A 13,389-nucleotide genomic window follows, 5' to 3' on the forward strand; every position below is an offset into this window, starting at 1 on the left:
TGCAGGGTATTCTGGAAAGCGGTCTGGCGTGCGAGTAACTTTTTGACTTTGTTATGGTTCACCTATTTTGTCGCAGCTATCAACGCCGACTAAAAAGGGGCTCCTTTCAGCCTTGATTCGCCGAAGTAATATTGCCCCCAGGCCCGACGGTTATTCGCCTGCCGTCGCTGGTGATCCCCAGGAGAAGGAAATATGCGCTTAAGAGTGCTCTCCGACTTGCACCTAGAGCATTTCGACGAGGAACGAGTGCTGCCGGACGTGGCTGCAGATGCGGTAATCCTCGCGGGAGATATCCATAGTGGAACTCAGGGCCTAGCCTGGGCCGCTAGTCGCTTCGATGGAATACCGATCCTCTATGTACCCGGCAACCATGAGTTCTATGGTAAGTGTGTGCCGACGCTTCGCATGGAGCTGGCCGCCGAGGCTGAGCGCTTGGGCATCCATCTATTGGATAACAGAAGTCTGACCCTAGGAGGCGCGCGTTTTCACGGCACCACTCTGTGGACTGATTTCCTTCTTTACGCCGATCAGCGCGGTCACGACCCAGCGCTTTCTGAGGAGATGGCGCTACGACTGATGACCGATTTTCGTGTCATAGAGCAACGAGAAGGACAGGTGTTCACTACGGCGGAAAGCCGCCGCTTACACGCTGAGGCCTTGACCTGGCTCGATGCGGAGCTTGCCCACCCCTTTGATGGGCCACGGGTAGTGATTAGCCACCACGCCCCGCTGGCAGAGTGCATACCGTCACGCTATCAAGGCGATATTCTTTCTCCGGCCTTCGCATCACATCTCCCTCATCTGATGGGACGCATGGATCTTTGGATTCACGGTCATGTACATGAGCCAGTTGATCGGGAAGTGATGGGGACCCATGTTCTCGCCAACCCCGGCGGTTACCCAGACGAGTTTGACCTACCATTGTTTACGCCGGACTTGGTAATCGACGTTCCTGCCGATGGCACATGGCGTTAGCACGCTTAAGCCTGCTTACCTTAATCATATGAGATCGTGGCGCGCTTAGCCTCAGAGGCCCGGGCTAAGCGTTGGATCGCACGCATGCTGGGCGGTCTCAAGCTCCAAATGCAACACTAACGGTTGCGTTCATAGGGCTTGAAGGAGAGGCTCGATTGAGTGATCGCACATAGCTCAATCATTCCATAGCTGGCCAGCCCCCAGGAATTCGACGGTAGCACCAATGGACCAAGGCAAGCCTCTCAAGGCCTGAACCTCCGGGGCATCTTCCTCCTTAATTGCGAAACGATCGACCTTTCCCAGTATCGGCAACGGCGATATAAATCCGACAATCATCGAAACAGATTGTCCCCCGACCCGCATGGCCTTCCCTTGTTGGTGACCAAGCCTTCAAGAGATCGCGCCATGCTAAACCGAGAGGACTTTCTCATGATAAAACAACTTCAGCGAGGCGTTCATCTCGTGGACATCGCTCATCAGGTCGGTTGCTGCGAACACACCATGCGTCGCCATCTGGCCTTGCCAGCGCCTCCTCGACGTGCCCTCAAGCGAGCAAACCATCGCGCCGTAGAGCGAGGAATTACGTGCCTTGCTGGATGCTATCGATCGACAGACGCGAGCCGGTTGTCGTGGCTACGCCCTGCTACTCACTCTGCTCAACACCGAGGCGCGGGTGTGGGAACTTATCGATCTGCGACCGATGGACCTCCAGCTCGAGCGCCCCTTGCAACTTCGGCTCTATGGCAAGAGGGACGCAAGGAACGCTTTTGCCCGCTGTAGCCGCAAACTGCTGCGGTATTGCGTGTGCTTCTTTCCAAACAGGGACTCACAGCTGGCTTGACTGCTTGCCAGTCAGCATCGGATACCGCCCATGACGATGACAGCTCCCTTTACTACTGAGCGCGGGTGCTCATTAGCAACGGATGGCCCGAAGAAAGCAGCCAGGGCTTTACGATAGGGCAAGGCCTATATAGGCTATAACCTATATACAAAAAAGAGGTAGCTGATGTGGTCGATAGAACAAACCGAGATATTTGAGGACTGGTATTACTCGCTGGATGGCGCTGATCGCGGGAACGTCCTGGCGGCGATGTTGATGTTCTGGGAAAAAAGGTCGATGTTGCCATGCCCGCATGCCGACATCGTAAACGGCTCTCGATCTCCTAATAGGAAAGAGTTGTGCACCCAGAGCCAGGGCAACCCTCTCAGAACCTTCTTTATGTTTGACCCGCAGCGAACTGGCGTCCTGCTCTACGCCAGAGACAGGGGCGGCAACGACAAACGCTTTTACAATGAGATGATTCCAATAGTTGGCCGGGTATACGCCGTGTAACTGGAATCACTGAAGTGAGGTGAAAACGATGGTACGCAAACTGGAACAGCTTCTGGATAACGAGAAACCAGAGATTGTTGCGGCTGCGAAAGCGAAGGCCGACGAAATGCTGCTCGAACTGCGACTCAAGGAGATTCGCCGTCTGGTGGGGATGACTCAGGCTCAGATGGCCGACGCCTTAGGCGTCAAGCAACCGACCGTCGCCGGCATGGAGAAGGGCGGCCAGGATCTTCGACTGAGCTCGATTAAACGCTACGTAGAGTCAGTGGGCGGCCGGGCCCGTCTGGACGTCGAGCTGTCTGACGGGAGCCACCATGGCTTCCTAGTCTGAGAGGCCCCACAATCGGGAGAAAAATCTCCGCAGCATCGCCCAGTTCAGGCGTTCAGGTGATGCGAAGGTCTACTTGGCCGTTGTCTGGATCTGTATGCCCGCCGGTGATCGGCTGGTCTATGCCACGGCCCCCGACTCTAAGCTAACCCGACAGGCCCTGGCGATCGCTTATGAGTCTTAAAGACGGCCACCTTGGCTCTTGTTCCATTCGGACAGGACTGTCACCGTGCCAGTCTCTCGTTCCGTCAGTTGCTCTGGCAATAACAGGCCGAGCGGAGCATGAGCTGAAGGAGTAACTGCCAGGATAATGCATCTATGCCCGGCCTCCGACGTGGGCCGTCACGGGCATGGCGGTTCTGGCGCTTGCGTGCACCGGCATGCATGCCATTCGCATGCAGTCGGGGATCGTCTACGACTCGGCTTTGGTGGCGGCCTCGCTGGTGGTGGCGTTTGTGGCATCGGCGGCGGCGTTGTGGATCAGTTTCAACCTGCGCGGCGCCTATTTACTACGTGGCTTCGTCCGCAGGTTGGCGCGGCACTGGTCATGGGTGCGGCAACCGTTGCATGCACTACACCGGTATGGCGGCGGCGCAGTTTCCGCTGGGCAACATCTGCGGCGCGGCAACGCAACTCGACTCAGCCTGGCTCGCGCTGTTCGTCGGCTTGCCCACAATGCTGTTGTTGAGTCCTGAGGTGATGGCGTCCATGCTGGACCGGCGGTCCGAAACCGCGCAACTCGTCAAGTCGTTGGGCAAGGCAAATGCCGAACTACTGCATCTGACGCTTCACGACCCACTGACCAACCTCGCACTATTACATGATTGTATAGACCAATGCGTGGAGCGGTGGCGGTGCGAGCATGATCGCTTCGTCGTGACCAACGTGGGCTTGTGGACGGACTCAAGACGCTGAACGACGACCTTGGCCATCAGGTCGGCGACGAGCTGCTGTGCAACGTCGCCAACGCTATGTGCGGCTCGGCACGCGATACCGATACCGTCGCCCGGGTCGGTGGCAACGAGCTCGTGATTGCGCTGGCCGAAATGCCAACGCGCGACGCCGTGGCGGGGATCGGCGCGAAAGTACTCACGGCGGTGGCCGCAATCAGCGTGGGGGGGTGCAAGTGTCCGCGAGCATAGGCGCAATAGTTTGCCCCGAGGATTGAGGCCTACGAAGAAAAGCACTCCCCTGTCGATCGGTGAGAGGCCGGCGCCAACTCGTCAACTAGGGGCCGAGACAAGATCGGAGTGAACGGGGTTTGTATGGCGAGGGTACGAGAAATGTATTCCCAGACACTTCTTTTCTACAATTGCGCCCATAGACACAAGTATTGCTTGGAAGGTTATCCATGACCACGGTGGAAGCGCCAGTCATCAGCAAGACGACGGCAGCCTCTGGGCTGACGGCCGCCGTCGCCATCCTGCAAAAGTGGGGAGCCACCGGCGAGCAGGGTACCGCCATTCTGCGTGTTTCTCGCAGCACCTATGCCAGGGCCAAACGCCGCGATCCAGGCTGGGAAGTCAACCTCGATGGTGACCAACTCACGCGCATAAGCCTGGTTCTCAATATGCACGCCGCGCTGCGTGTGATTTTCGACAACCCTGAGAATCACTACGGCTTCATGGCCATGGCCAACCACAATGGATACTTTGATGGGCGCTCCCCTCTGGAGATCATCGCACAGGGCGGTATCCTCTCGCTCTACGAGGTATACCGGCGCATTGATAGTCTGCGAGGAGCGCAATGGTAAGTCTGGAAGTGCTACCGATTCTGCCGGCCGGTGATTGCCGGGGGCATCGCCTGGTAAATTCAAAGCTGCCCCCGATTCCTATGTTCGATGATGTCGCCAGTCTTGACGAATTCGATGCGCTCTACGAGCTTCAGTAGCTGACCAATCCGCGCTTGCAGACGGCGGTGGGAAATCTGGGGCCGCTTCCGCGAGCAGAGATTCCCTTCGGTATACCAGGCTGCTCGTATGCCACAGCGCGCTTCACCCACCTCAATTCTGATGGATCCCGCTTCAGCAATGGACAGTATGGGGTGCTCTATGTTGCGGGACACCATGGATAGGCGCTATCGGAGGTTCGCTATCACCAGGAATGCTACTGGCGAAATGTACCAGACCTCAGCTATGAGCGTTTCGTGTTCCGCAGCCTGGTGTGTCAGTTCGACGAAGCGGAGATTGCTGATGGCTTGGAGACCCGACGACGGGACCCTATCTACGCATCCGAGGATTACTCTGCCTCACGGGTTCTGGGCCACGCCCTGAAGGAGCAGGGTGCGCCTAGGCTCCGATATCATTCCATTAGACAGCCGGGCGCCACCTGTTGGGCGCTGATGACCCCAAAGCCGATGACCTCCATTACCCAGACCACTCACTTTGAAATAGTCAGAAACGGAACGATTGCAGGGGGCAATCGATCCTCCTCAGCATAACCAGGGCGTAGCTTGTCCCCTTACCCCGCCCGAACATCACCTAAAATCCATTCGGCTTCGCAGTCTCACCACGACATCGTGATGCTGCACGCGCCTTCATCGACACCGTAGGCATTTTAGTCCCCTGCCAAGCTGGTCCGGCCTCGCCCCTGCCCCGCACTCCACAGCAGCACCGCAACGAAGATCACCAGGCCAGCTAGATCGACAACGAGCAACCCATGTGGCCATAGCATCAGCGCGCCGATGGGGAACATCAGAAGGCGAACCCACCACGGCAACTCATGCTCGAGATAGCCTTCCAGCCCGGCGATGATGGCGTAGATGCCGAACAGCGCGAAGACGAATACCGTCAGCTTCTCGAGCAGCGTGCCGCTGAGCAACGGCGACCACACGAACAACAGCGGCACGATGTACAGCCCCTTGGCGAGCTTCCACGCCGTGAAGCCGGTACGCATCTGTGGCGTGCCGGCGATGGCCGCGGCAGCAAAGGCGGTCAGGCACACCGGCGGCGTGACGTTGGAATCCTGCGACAGCCAGAAGATCACCATATGCGCGGCGACCAGCGCCATGGTCAGGAAGTGCGGCGACAGCGCCTGCTCGTAGAGCTGACTCTGGAAAGTATCGGGCACCTTCGTCAACAACGCCTCGGCGCTGGCCATGTCCATCGGTGCCGTTAGTGCCTGGACCTGCTCTGGCGCGGCGATCATGAAGATCGCCCTGGCCTGCTGCGGCAGGTTGCCGTCGGCAATCAGCTCGAGCAGTTGCGCGTGGGCGATCAGATCGTAAAGCGCCGGGGCCGACAACGTGGCGAGCACGATGTAGGACGCCGTCACCGGTAGCCCCATACCCAGGATCAGCGAGGCGATGGCGATCAGCACGATAGTGATCAGCAGGCTGCCGCCGGCCCAGTCGGTGATCATCAGCGAGAAGGTATTGCCGATGCCGGTAGTCGAGACCACATTGACGATCAGCCCCACGGTGATCAGCAGGATTGCCGTGGTGATCATGTTGCGGCTGCCTAATGCCAGGGCGTCGAGGATGGCTTTCGGACCCATCGGCTGCTTCGACAGCCATGAGGCCACGATCACCGAGAGGATCGCAACGCCGGCGGCATAGGTTGGCGTGAAGCCCTGGATCATCGTGCCAATCAGCACCAACAACGGCAGCAGGAAGTGCCAGCCACCTTTGAGCACCTCGCCGAACGTCGGCGCATCGGGGTCAGCCAGTGGCTGAGCATTGCTGCGTTTGGCCTCGACGCGCACAAACAACGCCACCGACAGAAAATACAACAGCGCCGGCAGCGCCGCCACGCCGATGATGGTCAAGTACGACACCTGCGTATAGGACGCCATGATGAACGCGCCAGCGCCCATCACCGGGGGCATCAGCTGGCCACCGGTCGAGGCCGCCGCCTCGACGCCGGCGGCGAAGCGCGGCGGATAGCCGGCCTTGCGCATCAGCGGAATGGTAATGACGCCGGTGGAGACGGTATTGGCCACCGCCGAGCCGGACACCGAGCCCATCAGCCCCGACGAGAACACGGCGACGAAGCCCGGGCCGCCGGTCAAGCGCCCAGCCGCACAGCGCGCCAGTTCGATGATGAAGTCCCCGGCGCCGGAGCGGACCAGGAAGGCGCCGAAGAGGATGAACATGAATACGTAGGACCAGGAGATACGCGCGATCATGCCCAGCATGCCCTCGCCGCCCAGGTAGCTGCGAAACAGCAGCGTCTCCCAGGTCAAGCCGGGGAATTGGAAGATACCGTCGATGTACTGGCCCCACCAGGACACGTAGGTCAAGGCGATAATGCACAGCGCCGGAATGAACCAGCCGGTGGTGCGCCGCGCAAACTCAAGGGTCAGCGCCACGGCGGTGATCGAAACCATCCAATCCGCCGTGTTGAAGTTCACGCCACGCGCGTAGAGCGCATCTTCGAAGGCGATCAAATACAGCGCGCAGCTCGTCGCGGCCAGCGCCAGGATGACATCGATGACGAAGACCAGGTGTCGCGGGACTCGCCGCGCCGTACTGATCATGGGGATCGACAGCGCGCACAGCACGCCAAAAGCCCCGAAATGCAGGGCACTGGTCCATAGCGTCGACATCGTCGACAGCGTGTTGAAATACAGATGGCCCAAGGCCACGATAACCGCGAAAACGAACAGGAAGCGGCCAAGCCAGGGGTGTTGCAGGCGCCCCTTGTCTTCGCTGGTACCCTCGTTGTCACGGACCTGATCGATCGTGGGATCGCTCATGGATCACTCCGGAAAAGAGACAGGGAGCTGCTGCGGCAGCTCGGGGGGATCACCCACCACGGCGGTCGGACGCGGTCATCAACCAACGTCACCGGGCCGTACGGCGACCCGGGACGAGGCGGTTTATTCGGTGATGGGCATCAAATGCTCGGGAATCTCCAGCCCCTGTTCTTGGAAGTAGCGCGCGGCGCCCGCATGCAGTGGCATCGGCAAGCCAGCGATCGCTTTCTCCAGTGCCATCGCCTTGGTCGCCGGGTGGATGTTGTTCAAAAAGGGCAGATTTTCGTACATCGTCTTGGTAATGGCGTAGACATGCTCCTCAGGAACATCACTGCGCACCGTCAGCACGACGGGACTGGCGATAGTGGTTACAGGCTCATTCTGGTTGGGGTAGGTATTGGCCGGCAGTTCGTGGGGACTCCAGAGCTCGAACTCAGCATTGATACGCTCAAGCTGCGCTGGGGTAATCTCCAGGATGTCGACATTTTCACCGGCTTGCGCCAACAAGCGCGTCACCGCGGAGACGGGGGCACCGCCAATGATATTGGCACCGCTAACCCGACCATTGAGCATCGCATCGGTCGTGGGTCCAAACCCCAGGTACGCCAGGTTGAGCCGATTAACATCGATCCCGAGCTGGCCCAATATGTAGCGACCCGAGCCCTCGGTGCCCGAGTTGCGCGCCCCGATAGAAAACGCGCCTTTTTCGTATAAATTTGTTAAGTCCTGGACGTTCCCGCTTTCGATGTACTCTTTATCCAGCAGGAAATGTTGCACGTCCTGCCACAGCATCGATACGCTGCGTAAATCCTTGTAGGCCTTGGGCACGGGACCGGTGCCGTTCCAGGCGAAGCTTCCATAAAGGCCTTGCAACATCCCAAACTGAGCCTGGTTCTCGTCCATGAGCTTTAGATTCTCTGCCGACCCGCCCGAACTGATGGCCGATAGTGAAATGCCGGATGTAGGTTCCAGTTTCACTTTGGTCAATGTCGATAGCGCAACCCCGACCGGATAGAACGTCCCGCCTGTCGTCGCGGTGGTCAGGATATATTGTCCTTGTGCCGCGGCCAGCGTAGAGACGGCGGTGAGAACCGCGCCAAAACAGATTGCCGATAGGTATCTTGTTAACATGATTTGTTCCTCTCGAAGCACTCTTTCGGATGATCTCGGTGCGTTATGGCCAGGCCATCGCACCGAGGGGATGCCCAGACAGCGATCACTGTCCGGGCACGTTTAATGGCATCTCGCAACGCTCGAGCCAGGCTGTGAAAACCTGCCGAGCGACGGCTGACAGTTTCGGGCCGTAGCGAAGCGCCTGATTACGAATGGCCTGGGGGTCGATGCCGGCCAATGACAGTTCAAAGGCATGGCCGATCAGCCATTGCTCGATACGCGTGCCATCGGTTTCCAAGTGGAATTGCAAGGCAAGCGTGTGGTTCTCCAGGGCAAAAAGCCTGGCGATAACACCGGGGCGAAACGGCGAGTGCAGCGGCCTGAGCGGGAATCTCGAATTCGTCACCATGCCAATGCAGCACGGGCATGTTGTCGAGCGGAGCCATGAACGAAGCGCGCCCCGCTGCCGTCAGCGTCAAGGTGTCAAAACCGATCTCGCGGGCTGTCATGGCCGTGATGAAGGCGCCCATGGCCCGGGCAATCAACTGAGCTCCCAGGCAGATTCCCAGGGTGGGGTAACCCGCGGTGATCCGCTGCTGAATGACCTCAAGCTCGGCTAAAAGAAAGGGGTAACGCGCCTCATCCAGGGCGCTGATCGGCCCACCCAACACCACCAGGAGATCGGCTTGCAGCGCCTCCTCGACCCAGCGGCTATCCAGCCCGATGTCGTGATAACGCACGTCATAACCGCGCTCACGCAGTAACGGTTCCCATACCCCCAAGTCCTCGAAGGAAACATGGCGAATGGCGAAGGCGGTCTTCATTGCGAAATCCCCTCCGTGCTTCCCTGGTCAGGCCAAAAATGACGATCGGAAAGATGTCGAGGACCAAAGATTGCCTGTCCGATACGAACGACCGTGGCGCCCTCTTCGATGGCGATCTCGTAATCACCCGACATCCCCATGGAGAGTGTCGCCATGTCGATACCCTCGGGCGCCTCCTGACGGAGCCGGTCGCGCAGGGTACGCAGACGCACGAAACAGGTCCGAGCGCGCGCTGGGTCGGACGATAGGGCCGCCAAGGTCATTAGTCCCCGGACCCTCAGGCTGGAAAACACGGGCAGAGCATGAAGAAAGCCGGTGACTTCCTGTGGAGGAAGACCGTATTTACTGGTTTCACCCGAGGTATTGACCTGGATCAGCACGTCCAAGGATCGCCCCATTGCCTGCAAGCGTCGATCCAATGCCTCGGCCACTTTCAAGCTATCCAGTGCCTGAAACTCCGATGCGAATTGCGCAACGGTTTTCGCTTTATTGGTTTGAAGGTGGCCAATCATCGACCACCGCACCCCCTCAAGGTCGGCAAGCGCTTGCGACTTACGATCGGCTTCCTGAACGCGGTTTTCCCCGAATTCACGACACCCCGCCGCATGAGCCCAGCGCAGCCGGGCAGCCTCGACGGTCTTGCTCACCGGCAACAGCCGGATATCAGTCGGAGAACGGCCGCTACGCTCGCAAGCGGCTGCTATACGGCGTTGAACAGCGGCCAGGTTATGCTGCAGATCGAGCGGCGATGCCACTGATGGATAGTCGTCGGCATCTTGCTCGTCGGGATACGCGGTTCGTGACGCATTCATGGGCATGACCTCGACGTCGATATCCGAAAACCGTTATCAGGGCCTTAGGGGCTCACGTGCTACAGGGAACGCCAAGGTGGGCTTGTGCTATGTCGAAACCCACGTGGGACGTGCTTGACGCAGGTAGCTTTTCAGCGAAGGTCGTCGAGTATTCTCTGCAGCCGATGACACCCCTCGGCGTTGAGCGCACTCAGCGGTGGGCGTGGGGCGCCGGTTTCAAGCCCAGTCAAGCGTAGGCCGGCTTTTACCGTGCTTGGCAGGCCACCGCGAAGAATGAAATCCAGCAGAGGGAGCTGACGATAGAACAGGCTTTTCGCTTCGTCCCATTGACCCGCGTTCACGGCCGTATAGAGCTGACCGTTCAGATCGGGGATGAGATTGGGCGCTGCGGTGCACCACCCTTTTGCCCCAGCGACAAACGCTTCCAGAGCCATTGGGTTACAGCCGTTGTAGAAAGGCAGCTGCCCTTGCGAACGCAGGTTCAGCTGATGCATGCGCTGGATATCCCCCGTGCTCTCTTTGACCATGGTCACGTTGTCCACCGCGTTAACGATGCGCATGATCAAGTCCACGGACATGTCGATACCGCTGGTGCCGGGATTGTTATAGAGCATGATCGGGATGCCCAGGTTGTCGCCCACGGCACGGTAATGCTCGAAGATCTCCTCATCGCTGAGCTTCCAGTAAGAGATCGGCAGTATCATGACCGCGTCGGCACCGTGCGCTTCGGCGAACTGGGCACGCCGAAGCGTGCCCGCCGTGGTGAGATCGGAGACGCTGACAATGGTCGGGATACGCCGATCGACCTGAGTCAGCGTGAACTCGGCCACCGCTTCCCACTCCTGTTCACTGAGATAGGCGCCCTCACCCGTGCTGCCGAGAGGCGCGATCGCGTGAACGCCACCGTCAATCAGCCGTTCGATGGAATGACCGAGAGCCGGCAGATCGAGTTGCCCTTCGCTGTCGAAAGGAGTGATGGTGTAACCGATAATGCCGTGAATGGACTGCGTGGACATCGTATACCCCTTACGTTCACCGGAAGTTAAAGACAGGCATGTCGTGGCTGCTCAACTCAAGCAGTCACTGTGCTGACGCAGGGTGCGACGTGCGTAGTAGTTGAAGGCCGCGCCATGACGCTTGGGCTTCGAGATCCAATCGTGAGCCTCGCGGCCGAGTTCCGGCGGGATGGGGCGGATATCGCCGGCGGACATGGCCAAAAGCTGTAGCCTGGCGGCGCGTTCAATCAACATGGCGATAACGCAGGCTTCCTCGATCGATTGGCCGGTGGACAACTGACCGTGGTGGGCCAGCAGGATGGCCCGCTTGTCGCCCAAGGCCTCAGAGATGATCTCGCCCTCCTCGTTGCCCACCGGCACACCCGGCCAGCTTTCGAGAAAGGCACAGTCTTCAAAGAGCGGACAGATATCCATGTGCGATACCGCCAGCGGCACCTCGAGCATCGACAAGGCGGCGATGTGCAAGGGGTGGGTATGAATGATGCAATTCACATCTTCACGAGCTCGGTAGACCCAGCTATGGAAGCGGTTTGCCGGGTTGGGCATGCCGCTTCCCTCGAGAACGTTGAGATCCTCGTCCACGAGTAGCAGGTTGCCGGCGCTGATCTCGTCGAACCCCAGTCCCAGGCGCTGGGTATAGTAGGTGCCGGACTGAGGCCCACGCGCTGTAATCTGACCGGCAAGGCCCGAGTCGTGGCCGCCTTCAAAAAGAATCCGGCAGGTTAGTGCCAGTTTTTGGAGATCGGTCCAGGTATTATCACTGAGGCCGGTCTTCATTTGCTGTTCAGCATGGCGAACCAGGTCGTCTTTGGAAGTCTGCATGGTCGTCATAACATGTCCTTATCGCCGCTTGCGGCGAGGCTGGTGTTCTTACGGCCACATCGAGAGGTGAGTGGCGATGACACAAATGACTATATATGACACAATGTGTCATCTGCAAACATCAATTTGATGGAATCTGTGCTGCAATGTCTATGCGTTTGAAACTCTTGAGAAAAAAACTTGGTGTTACCTTGGAGGGGCTAGCGGGACAAACCGGGATGAGCAAAAGCTATCTGTCCAAGATTGAACGCGGACTGAATACGCCGTCGATCGCGGCGGCGCTCAAACTGGCGAAGGCCATGAACGTCCAGGTCGAGGAACTGTTTTCCGATGAACTCGATGCTCAGCAGGGCTATAGCATCGTACGCGCCGAGCAGCGTGGTACTTTAACTAACGGTGATGAGAGCTTGTCCTACGCATCGCTGGCCAAAATGGTCGGCAAACGTCAGTTGCTCCCGTTCATGCTCTACCCAAAGCCTGACTTCAACCACTCCGCCTTCAAAGAGCACCTCGGGGAGGAGTTTTTGTTTGTGCACCGCGGACAAGTCGAAATCGATTTTATGACCGAACGCGTCACACTCAACGCTGGGGATGCGCTGCATTTCGATGCGAAACAACCCCACCGCATTCGCTCACTGGGCGACTCCCGGGCCGAGTTGTTGGTGGTCGTCGACAGTCACGAGTGAGCACCCAGGCGCGTACATGTAGGCGTTAGTGGATACCCGTGAACAGAGTCTCGAGCCCAGACCACGCCAGCGCCCTTTTCAACCGAGATCGTCGGCTGCGGCCGCAGCGCCGCAAGTGCGCCAAGACAATCCGACGGTTTATCCCGACGGCCGCCCACGGCACGTCAACGGCATAAAGCTGCGCCTGACCGGCTCCTGCGGCTGGCCGTCATCTCGGAATACGGCGATAGGTCGCGTAGGCGACGCCACCCAAGTCGTAGACCCGAAGTGGTTCGGCGAGGCCACGTTCGATGCCAATTCCCGGCGACCCCATCAGCATGCCCGGCACGCTGATGCCGGCGATGGTGGGACGCTGGTCGAGCACCCGATGCACGCTTCTGACCGGGATGTGGCCCTCGAAGACATAACCCTCGATGATTGAGGTGTGGCAGCTGGCCAGCGGCCTGGGCACGCCCTGCTCCGCCTTGATCTGGGCCATGTCAGGCATCGGAATGACCACGACATCGAAACCATTCTCGCGCAGGTAATCGACGTACGCCGAGCAGCAGCCACCGCTCGGGCTTTTGTACAGTCGCACGGATTCGCTGGCGGCAACGGCCGTCAGCGGCGTGACGAGCAGGAGAGCTATCAGAAAGGGGCGGACCATGACACGAACCTCCTGTGAACGATGGGATCAGGTTACACGCATCAGCGACATCGCATTATCGTCACCACAACGCATAAATCGCCCTCGGGGCGTCGGCCCCCACCAGCAATGGGTAACGCGGCTGAGGGAATTCAGCTCAT

Annotated in this window: 14 protein-coding genes and 3 pseudogenes; 10 read left to right on the forward strand and 7 right to left on the reverse strand. The window is 59.0% G+C overall.

Annotated elements, in window-relative coordinates:
- Positions 1–192 precede the first annotated feature (192 nt).
- The 9 genes and pseudogenes from BLR92_RS10530 to BLR92_RS19950 all read left to right on the forward strand — a co-directional run.
- Complete coding sequence (locus BLR92_RS10530; RefSeq protein WP_089728309.1) at positions 193–975, forward strand: metallophosphoesterase; 783 nt, start codon at positions 193–195, stop codon at positions 973–975.
- A gap of 405 nt (positions 976–1,380) precedes the next feature.
- A pseudogene (locus BLR92_RS19945) lies at positions 1,381–1,515 on the forward strand (IS21 family transposase); the annotation flags it as partial.
- Positions 1,516–1,981: 466 nt separating this feature from the next.
- Positions 1,982–2,308 carry a type II toxin-antitoxin system RelE/ParE family toxin gene (locus BLR92_RS10545; RefSeq protein WP_089728315.1) on the forward strand — a complete coding sequence of 109 codons (327 nt, stop codon included), beginning with the start codon at positions 1,982–1,984 and terminating at the stop codon, positions 2,306–2,308.
- 28 nt (positions 2,309–2,336) lie between these two features.
- Positions 2,337–2,639 carry a helix-turn-helix transcriptional regulator gene (locus BLR92_RS10550; protein ID WP_089728317.1) on the forward strand — a complete coding sequence of 101 codons (303 nt, stop codon included), beginning with the start codon at positions 2,337–2,339 and terminating at the stop codon, positions 2,637–2,639.
- Positions 2,640–2,986: 347 nt separating this feature from the next.
- Positions 2,987–3,127 (forward strand): annotated as a pseudogene (locus tag BLR92_RS20160) (MHYT domain-containing protein); the annotation flags it as partial.
- Positions 3,128–3,203: 76 nt separating this feature from the next.
- A complete protein-coding gene (locus BLR92_RS19710; protein WP_175488780.1) occupies positions 3,204–3,551 on the forward strand; it encodes an MHYT domain-containing protein in 348 nt (115 codons plus the stop codon).
- The gene (locus tag BLR92_RS10565; RefSeq protein ID WP_089728323.1) at positions 3,530–3,778 is read left to right on the forward strand and encodes a diguanylate cyclase domain-containing protein; all 249 of its coding nucleotides are present in this window, start codon (positions 3,530–3,532) and stop codon (positions 3,776–3,778) included. The genes BLR92_RS19710 and BLR92_RS10565 overlap by 22 nt, the downstream gene beginning before the upstream one ends.
- A gap of 209 nt (positions 3,779–3,987) precedes the next feature.
- On the forward strand, positions 3,988–4,389 hold the full coding sequence (locus BLR92_RS10570) for an antitoxin Xre/MbcA/ParS toxin-binding domain-containing protein (RefSeq protein ID WP_089728324.1): 402 nt from the start codon (positions 3,988–3,990) through the stop codon (positions 4,387–4,389).
- Between the two features lie 332 nt (positions 4,390–4,721).
- Positions 4,722–5,075, forward strand: a pseudogene (locus tag BLR92_RS19950) (RES family NAD+ phosphorylase); the annotation flags it as partial.
- A gap of 116 nt (positions 5,076–5,191) precedes the next feature.
- Here the strand turns inward: BLR92_RS19950 and BLR92_RS10580 are convergent.
- The 6 genes from BLR92_RS10580 to BLR92_RS10605 form a co-directional block, all read right to left on the reverse strand.
- On the reverse strand, positions 5,192–7,330 hold the full coding sequence (locus BLR92_RS10580) for a TRAP transporter permease (RefSeq protein WP_089728327.1): 2,139 nt from the start codon (positions 7,328–7,330) through the stop codon (positions 5,192–5,194).
- Between the two features lie 123 nt (positions 7,331–7,453).
- Positions 7,454–8,461, reverse strand: coding sequence for a TAXI family TRAP transporter solute-binding subunit (locus BLR92_RS10585; protein ID WP_089728329.1), 1,008 nt, complete (start codon positions 8,459–8,461; stop codon positions 7,454–7,456).
- Between the two features lie 227 nt (positions 8,462–8,688).
- Positions 8,689–9,267 carry a glutamine amidotransferase-related protein gene (locus BLR92_RS10590; RefSeq protein WP_245704172.1) on the reverse strand — a complete coding sequence of 193 codons (579 nt, stop codon included), beginning with the start codon at positions 9,265–9,267 and terminating at the stop codon, positions 8,689–8,691.
- Positions 9,264–10,079 (reverse strand): YggS family pyridoxal phosphate-dependent enzyme, encoded by an 816-nt coding sequence (locus BLR92_RS10595; protein WP_175488781.1) that lies wholly within the window; start codon positions 10,077–10,079, stop codon positions 9,264–9,266. Before BLR92_RS10595 ends, BLR92_RS10590 begins: the two co-directional genes overlap by 4 nt.
- 131 nt (positions 10,080–10,210) lie before the next feature.
- Positions 10,211–11,095, reverse strand: a complete 885-nt coding sequence (locus BLR92_RS10600) for a dihydrodipicolinate synthase family protein (RefSeq protein ID WP_089728332.1) — start codon at positions 11,093–11,095, stop codon at positions 10,211–10,213.
- 51 nt (positions 11,096–11,146) lie between these two features.
- Positions 11,147–11,917, reverse strand: a complete 771-nt coding sequence (locus BLR92_RS10605; RefSeq protein ID WP_245704173.1) for an aldolase — start codon at positions 11,915–11,917, stop codon at positions 11,147–11,149.
- A 152-nt stretch (positions 11,918–12,069) separates the two neighbouring features.
- Between BLR92_RS10605 and BLR92_RS10610 the strand changes: the two genes are divergently transcribed.
- The gene (locus BLR92_RS10610) at positions 12,070–12,603 is read left to right on the forward strand and encodes a helix-turn-helix domain-containing protein (protein WP_245704178.1); all 534 of its coding nucleotides are present in this window, start codon (positions 12,070–12,072) and stop codon (positions 12,601–12,603) included.
- A 208-nt stretch (positions 12,604–12,811) separates the two neighbouring features.
- Here the strand turns inward: BLR92_RS10610 and BLR92_RS10615 are convergent, their stop codons facing one another.
- Positions 12,812–13,249, reverse strand: a complete 438-nt coding sequence (locus tag BLR92_RS10615) for a DUF411 domain-containing protein (protein ID WP_089728338.1) — start codon at positions 13,247–13,249, stop codon at positions 12,812–12,814.
- Positions 13,250–13,389: the final 140 nt, after the last annotated feature.

The organism is Modicisalibacter muralis (assembly GCF_900102945.1).
GTDB lineage: Bacteria > Pseudomonadota > Gammaproteobacteria > Pseudomonadales > Halomonadaceae > Modicisalibacter > Modicisalibacter muralis.

Excerpts from the sequence above, each read along its gene's own strand:
- BLR92_RS10550 (WP_089728317.1), top strand. The coding sequence starts at position 2,337 with ATGGTACGCAAACTGGAACAGCTTCTGGATAACGAGAAACCAGAGATT.
- BLR92_RS10570 (WP_089728324.1), top strand. The coding sequence starts at position 3,988 with ATGACCACGGTGGAAGCGCCAGTCATCAGCAAGACGACGGCAGCCTCT.
- BLR92_RS10530 (WP_089728309.1), top strand. The coding sequence starts at position 193 with ATGCGCTTAAGAGTGCTCTCCGACTTGCACCTAGAGCATTTCGACGAG.
- BLR92_RS10580 (WP_089728327.1), bottom strand. The coding sequence starts at position 7,330 with ATGAGCGATCCCACGATCGATCAGGTCCGTGACAACGAGGGTACCAGC.
- BLR92_RS19710 (WP_175488780.1), top strand. The coding sequence starts at position 3,204 with ATGCACTACACCGGTATGGCGGCGGCGCAGTTTCCGCTGGGCAACATC.
- BLR92_RS10610 (WP_245704178.1), top strand. The coding sequence starts at position 12,070 with ATGCGTTTGAAACTCTTGAGAAAAAAACTTGGTGTTACCTTGGAGGGG.
- BLR92_RS10590 (WP_245704172.1), bottom strand. The coding sequence starts at position 9,267 with ATGAAGACCGCCTTCGCCATTCGCCATGTTTCCTTCGAGGACTTGGGG.
- BLR92_RS10585 (WP_089728329.1), bottom strand. The coding sequence starts at position 8,461 with ATGTTAACAAGATACCTATCGGCAATCTGTTTTGGCGCGGTTCTCACC.
- BLR92_RS10600 (WP_089728332.1), bottom strand. The coding sequence starts at position 11,095 with ATGTCCACGCAGTCCATTCACGGCATTATCGGTTACACCATCACTCCT.
- BLR92_RS10615 (WP_089728338.1), bottom strand. The coding sequence starts at position 13,249 with ATGGTCCGCCCCTTTCTGATAGCTCTCCTGCTCGTCACGCCGCTGACG.
- BLR92_RS10605 (WP_245704173.1), bottom strand. The coding sequence starts at position 11,917 with ATGCAGACTTCCAAAGACGACCTGGTTCGCCATGCTGAACAGCAAATG.
- BLR92_RS10545 (WP_089728315.1), top strand. The coding sequence starts at position 1,982 with ATGTGGTCGATAGAACAAACCGAGATATTTGAGGACTGGTATTACTCG.
- BLR92_RS10595 (WP_175488781.1), bottom strand. The coding sequence starts at position 10,079 with ATGAATGCGTCACGAACCGCGTATCCCGACGAGCAAGATGCCGACGAC.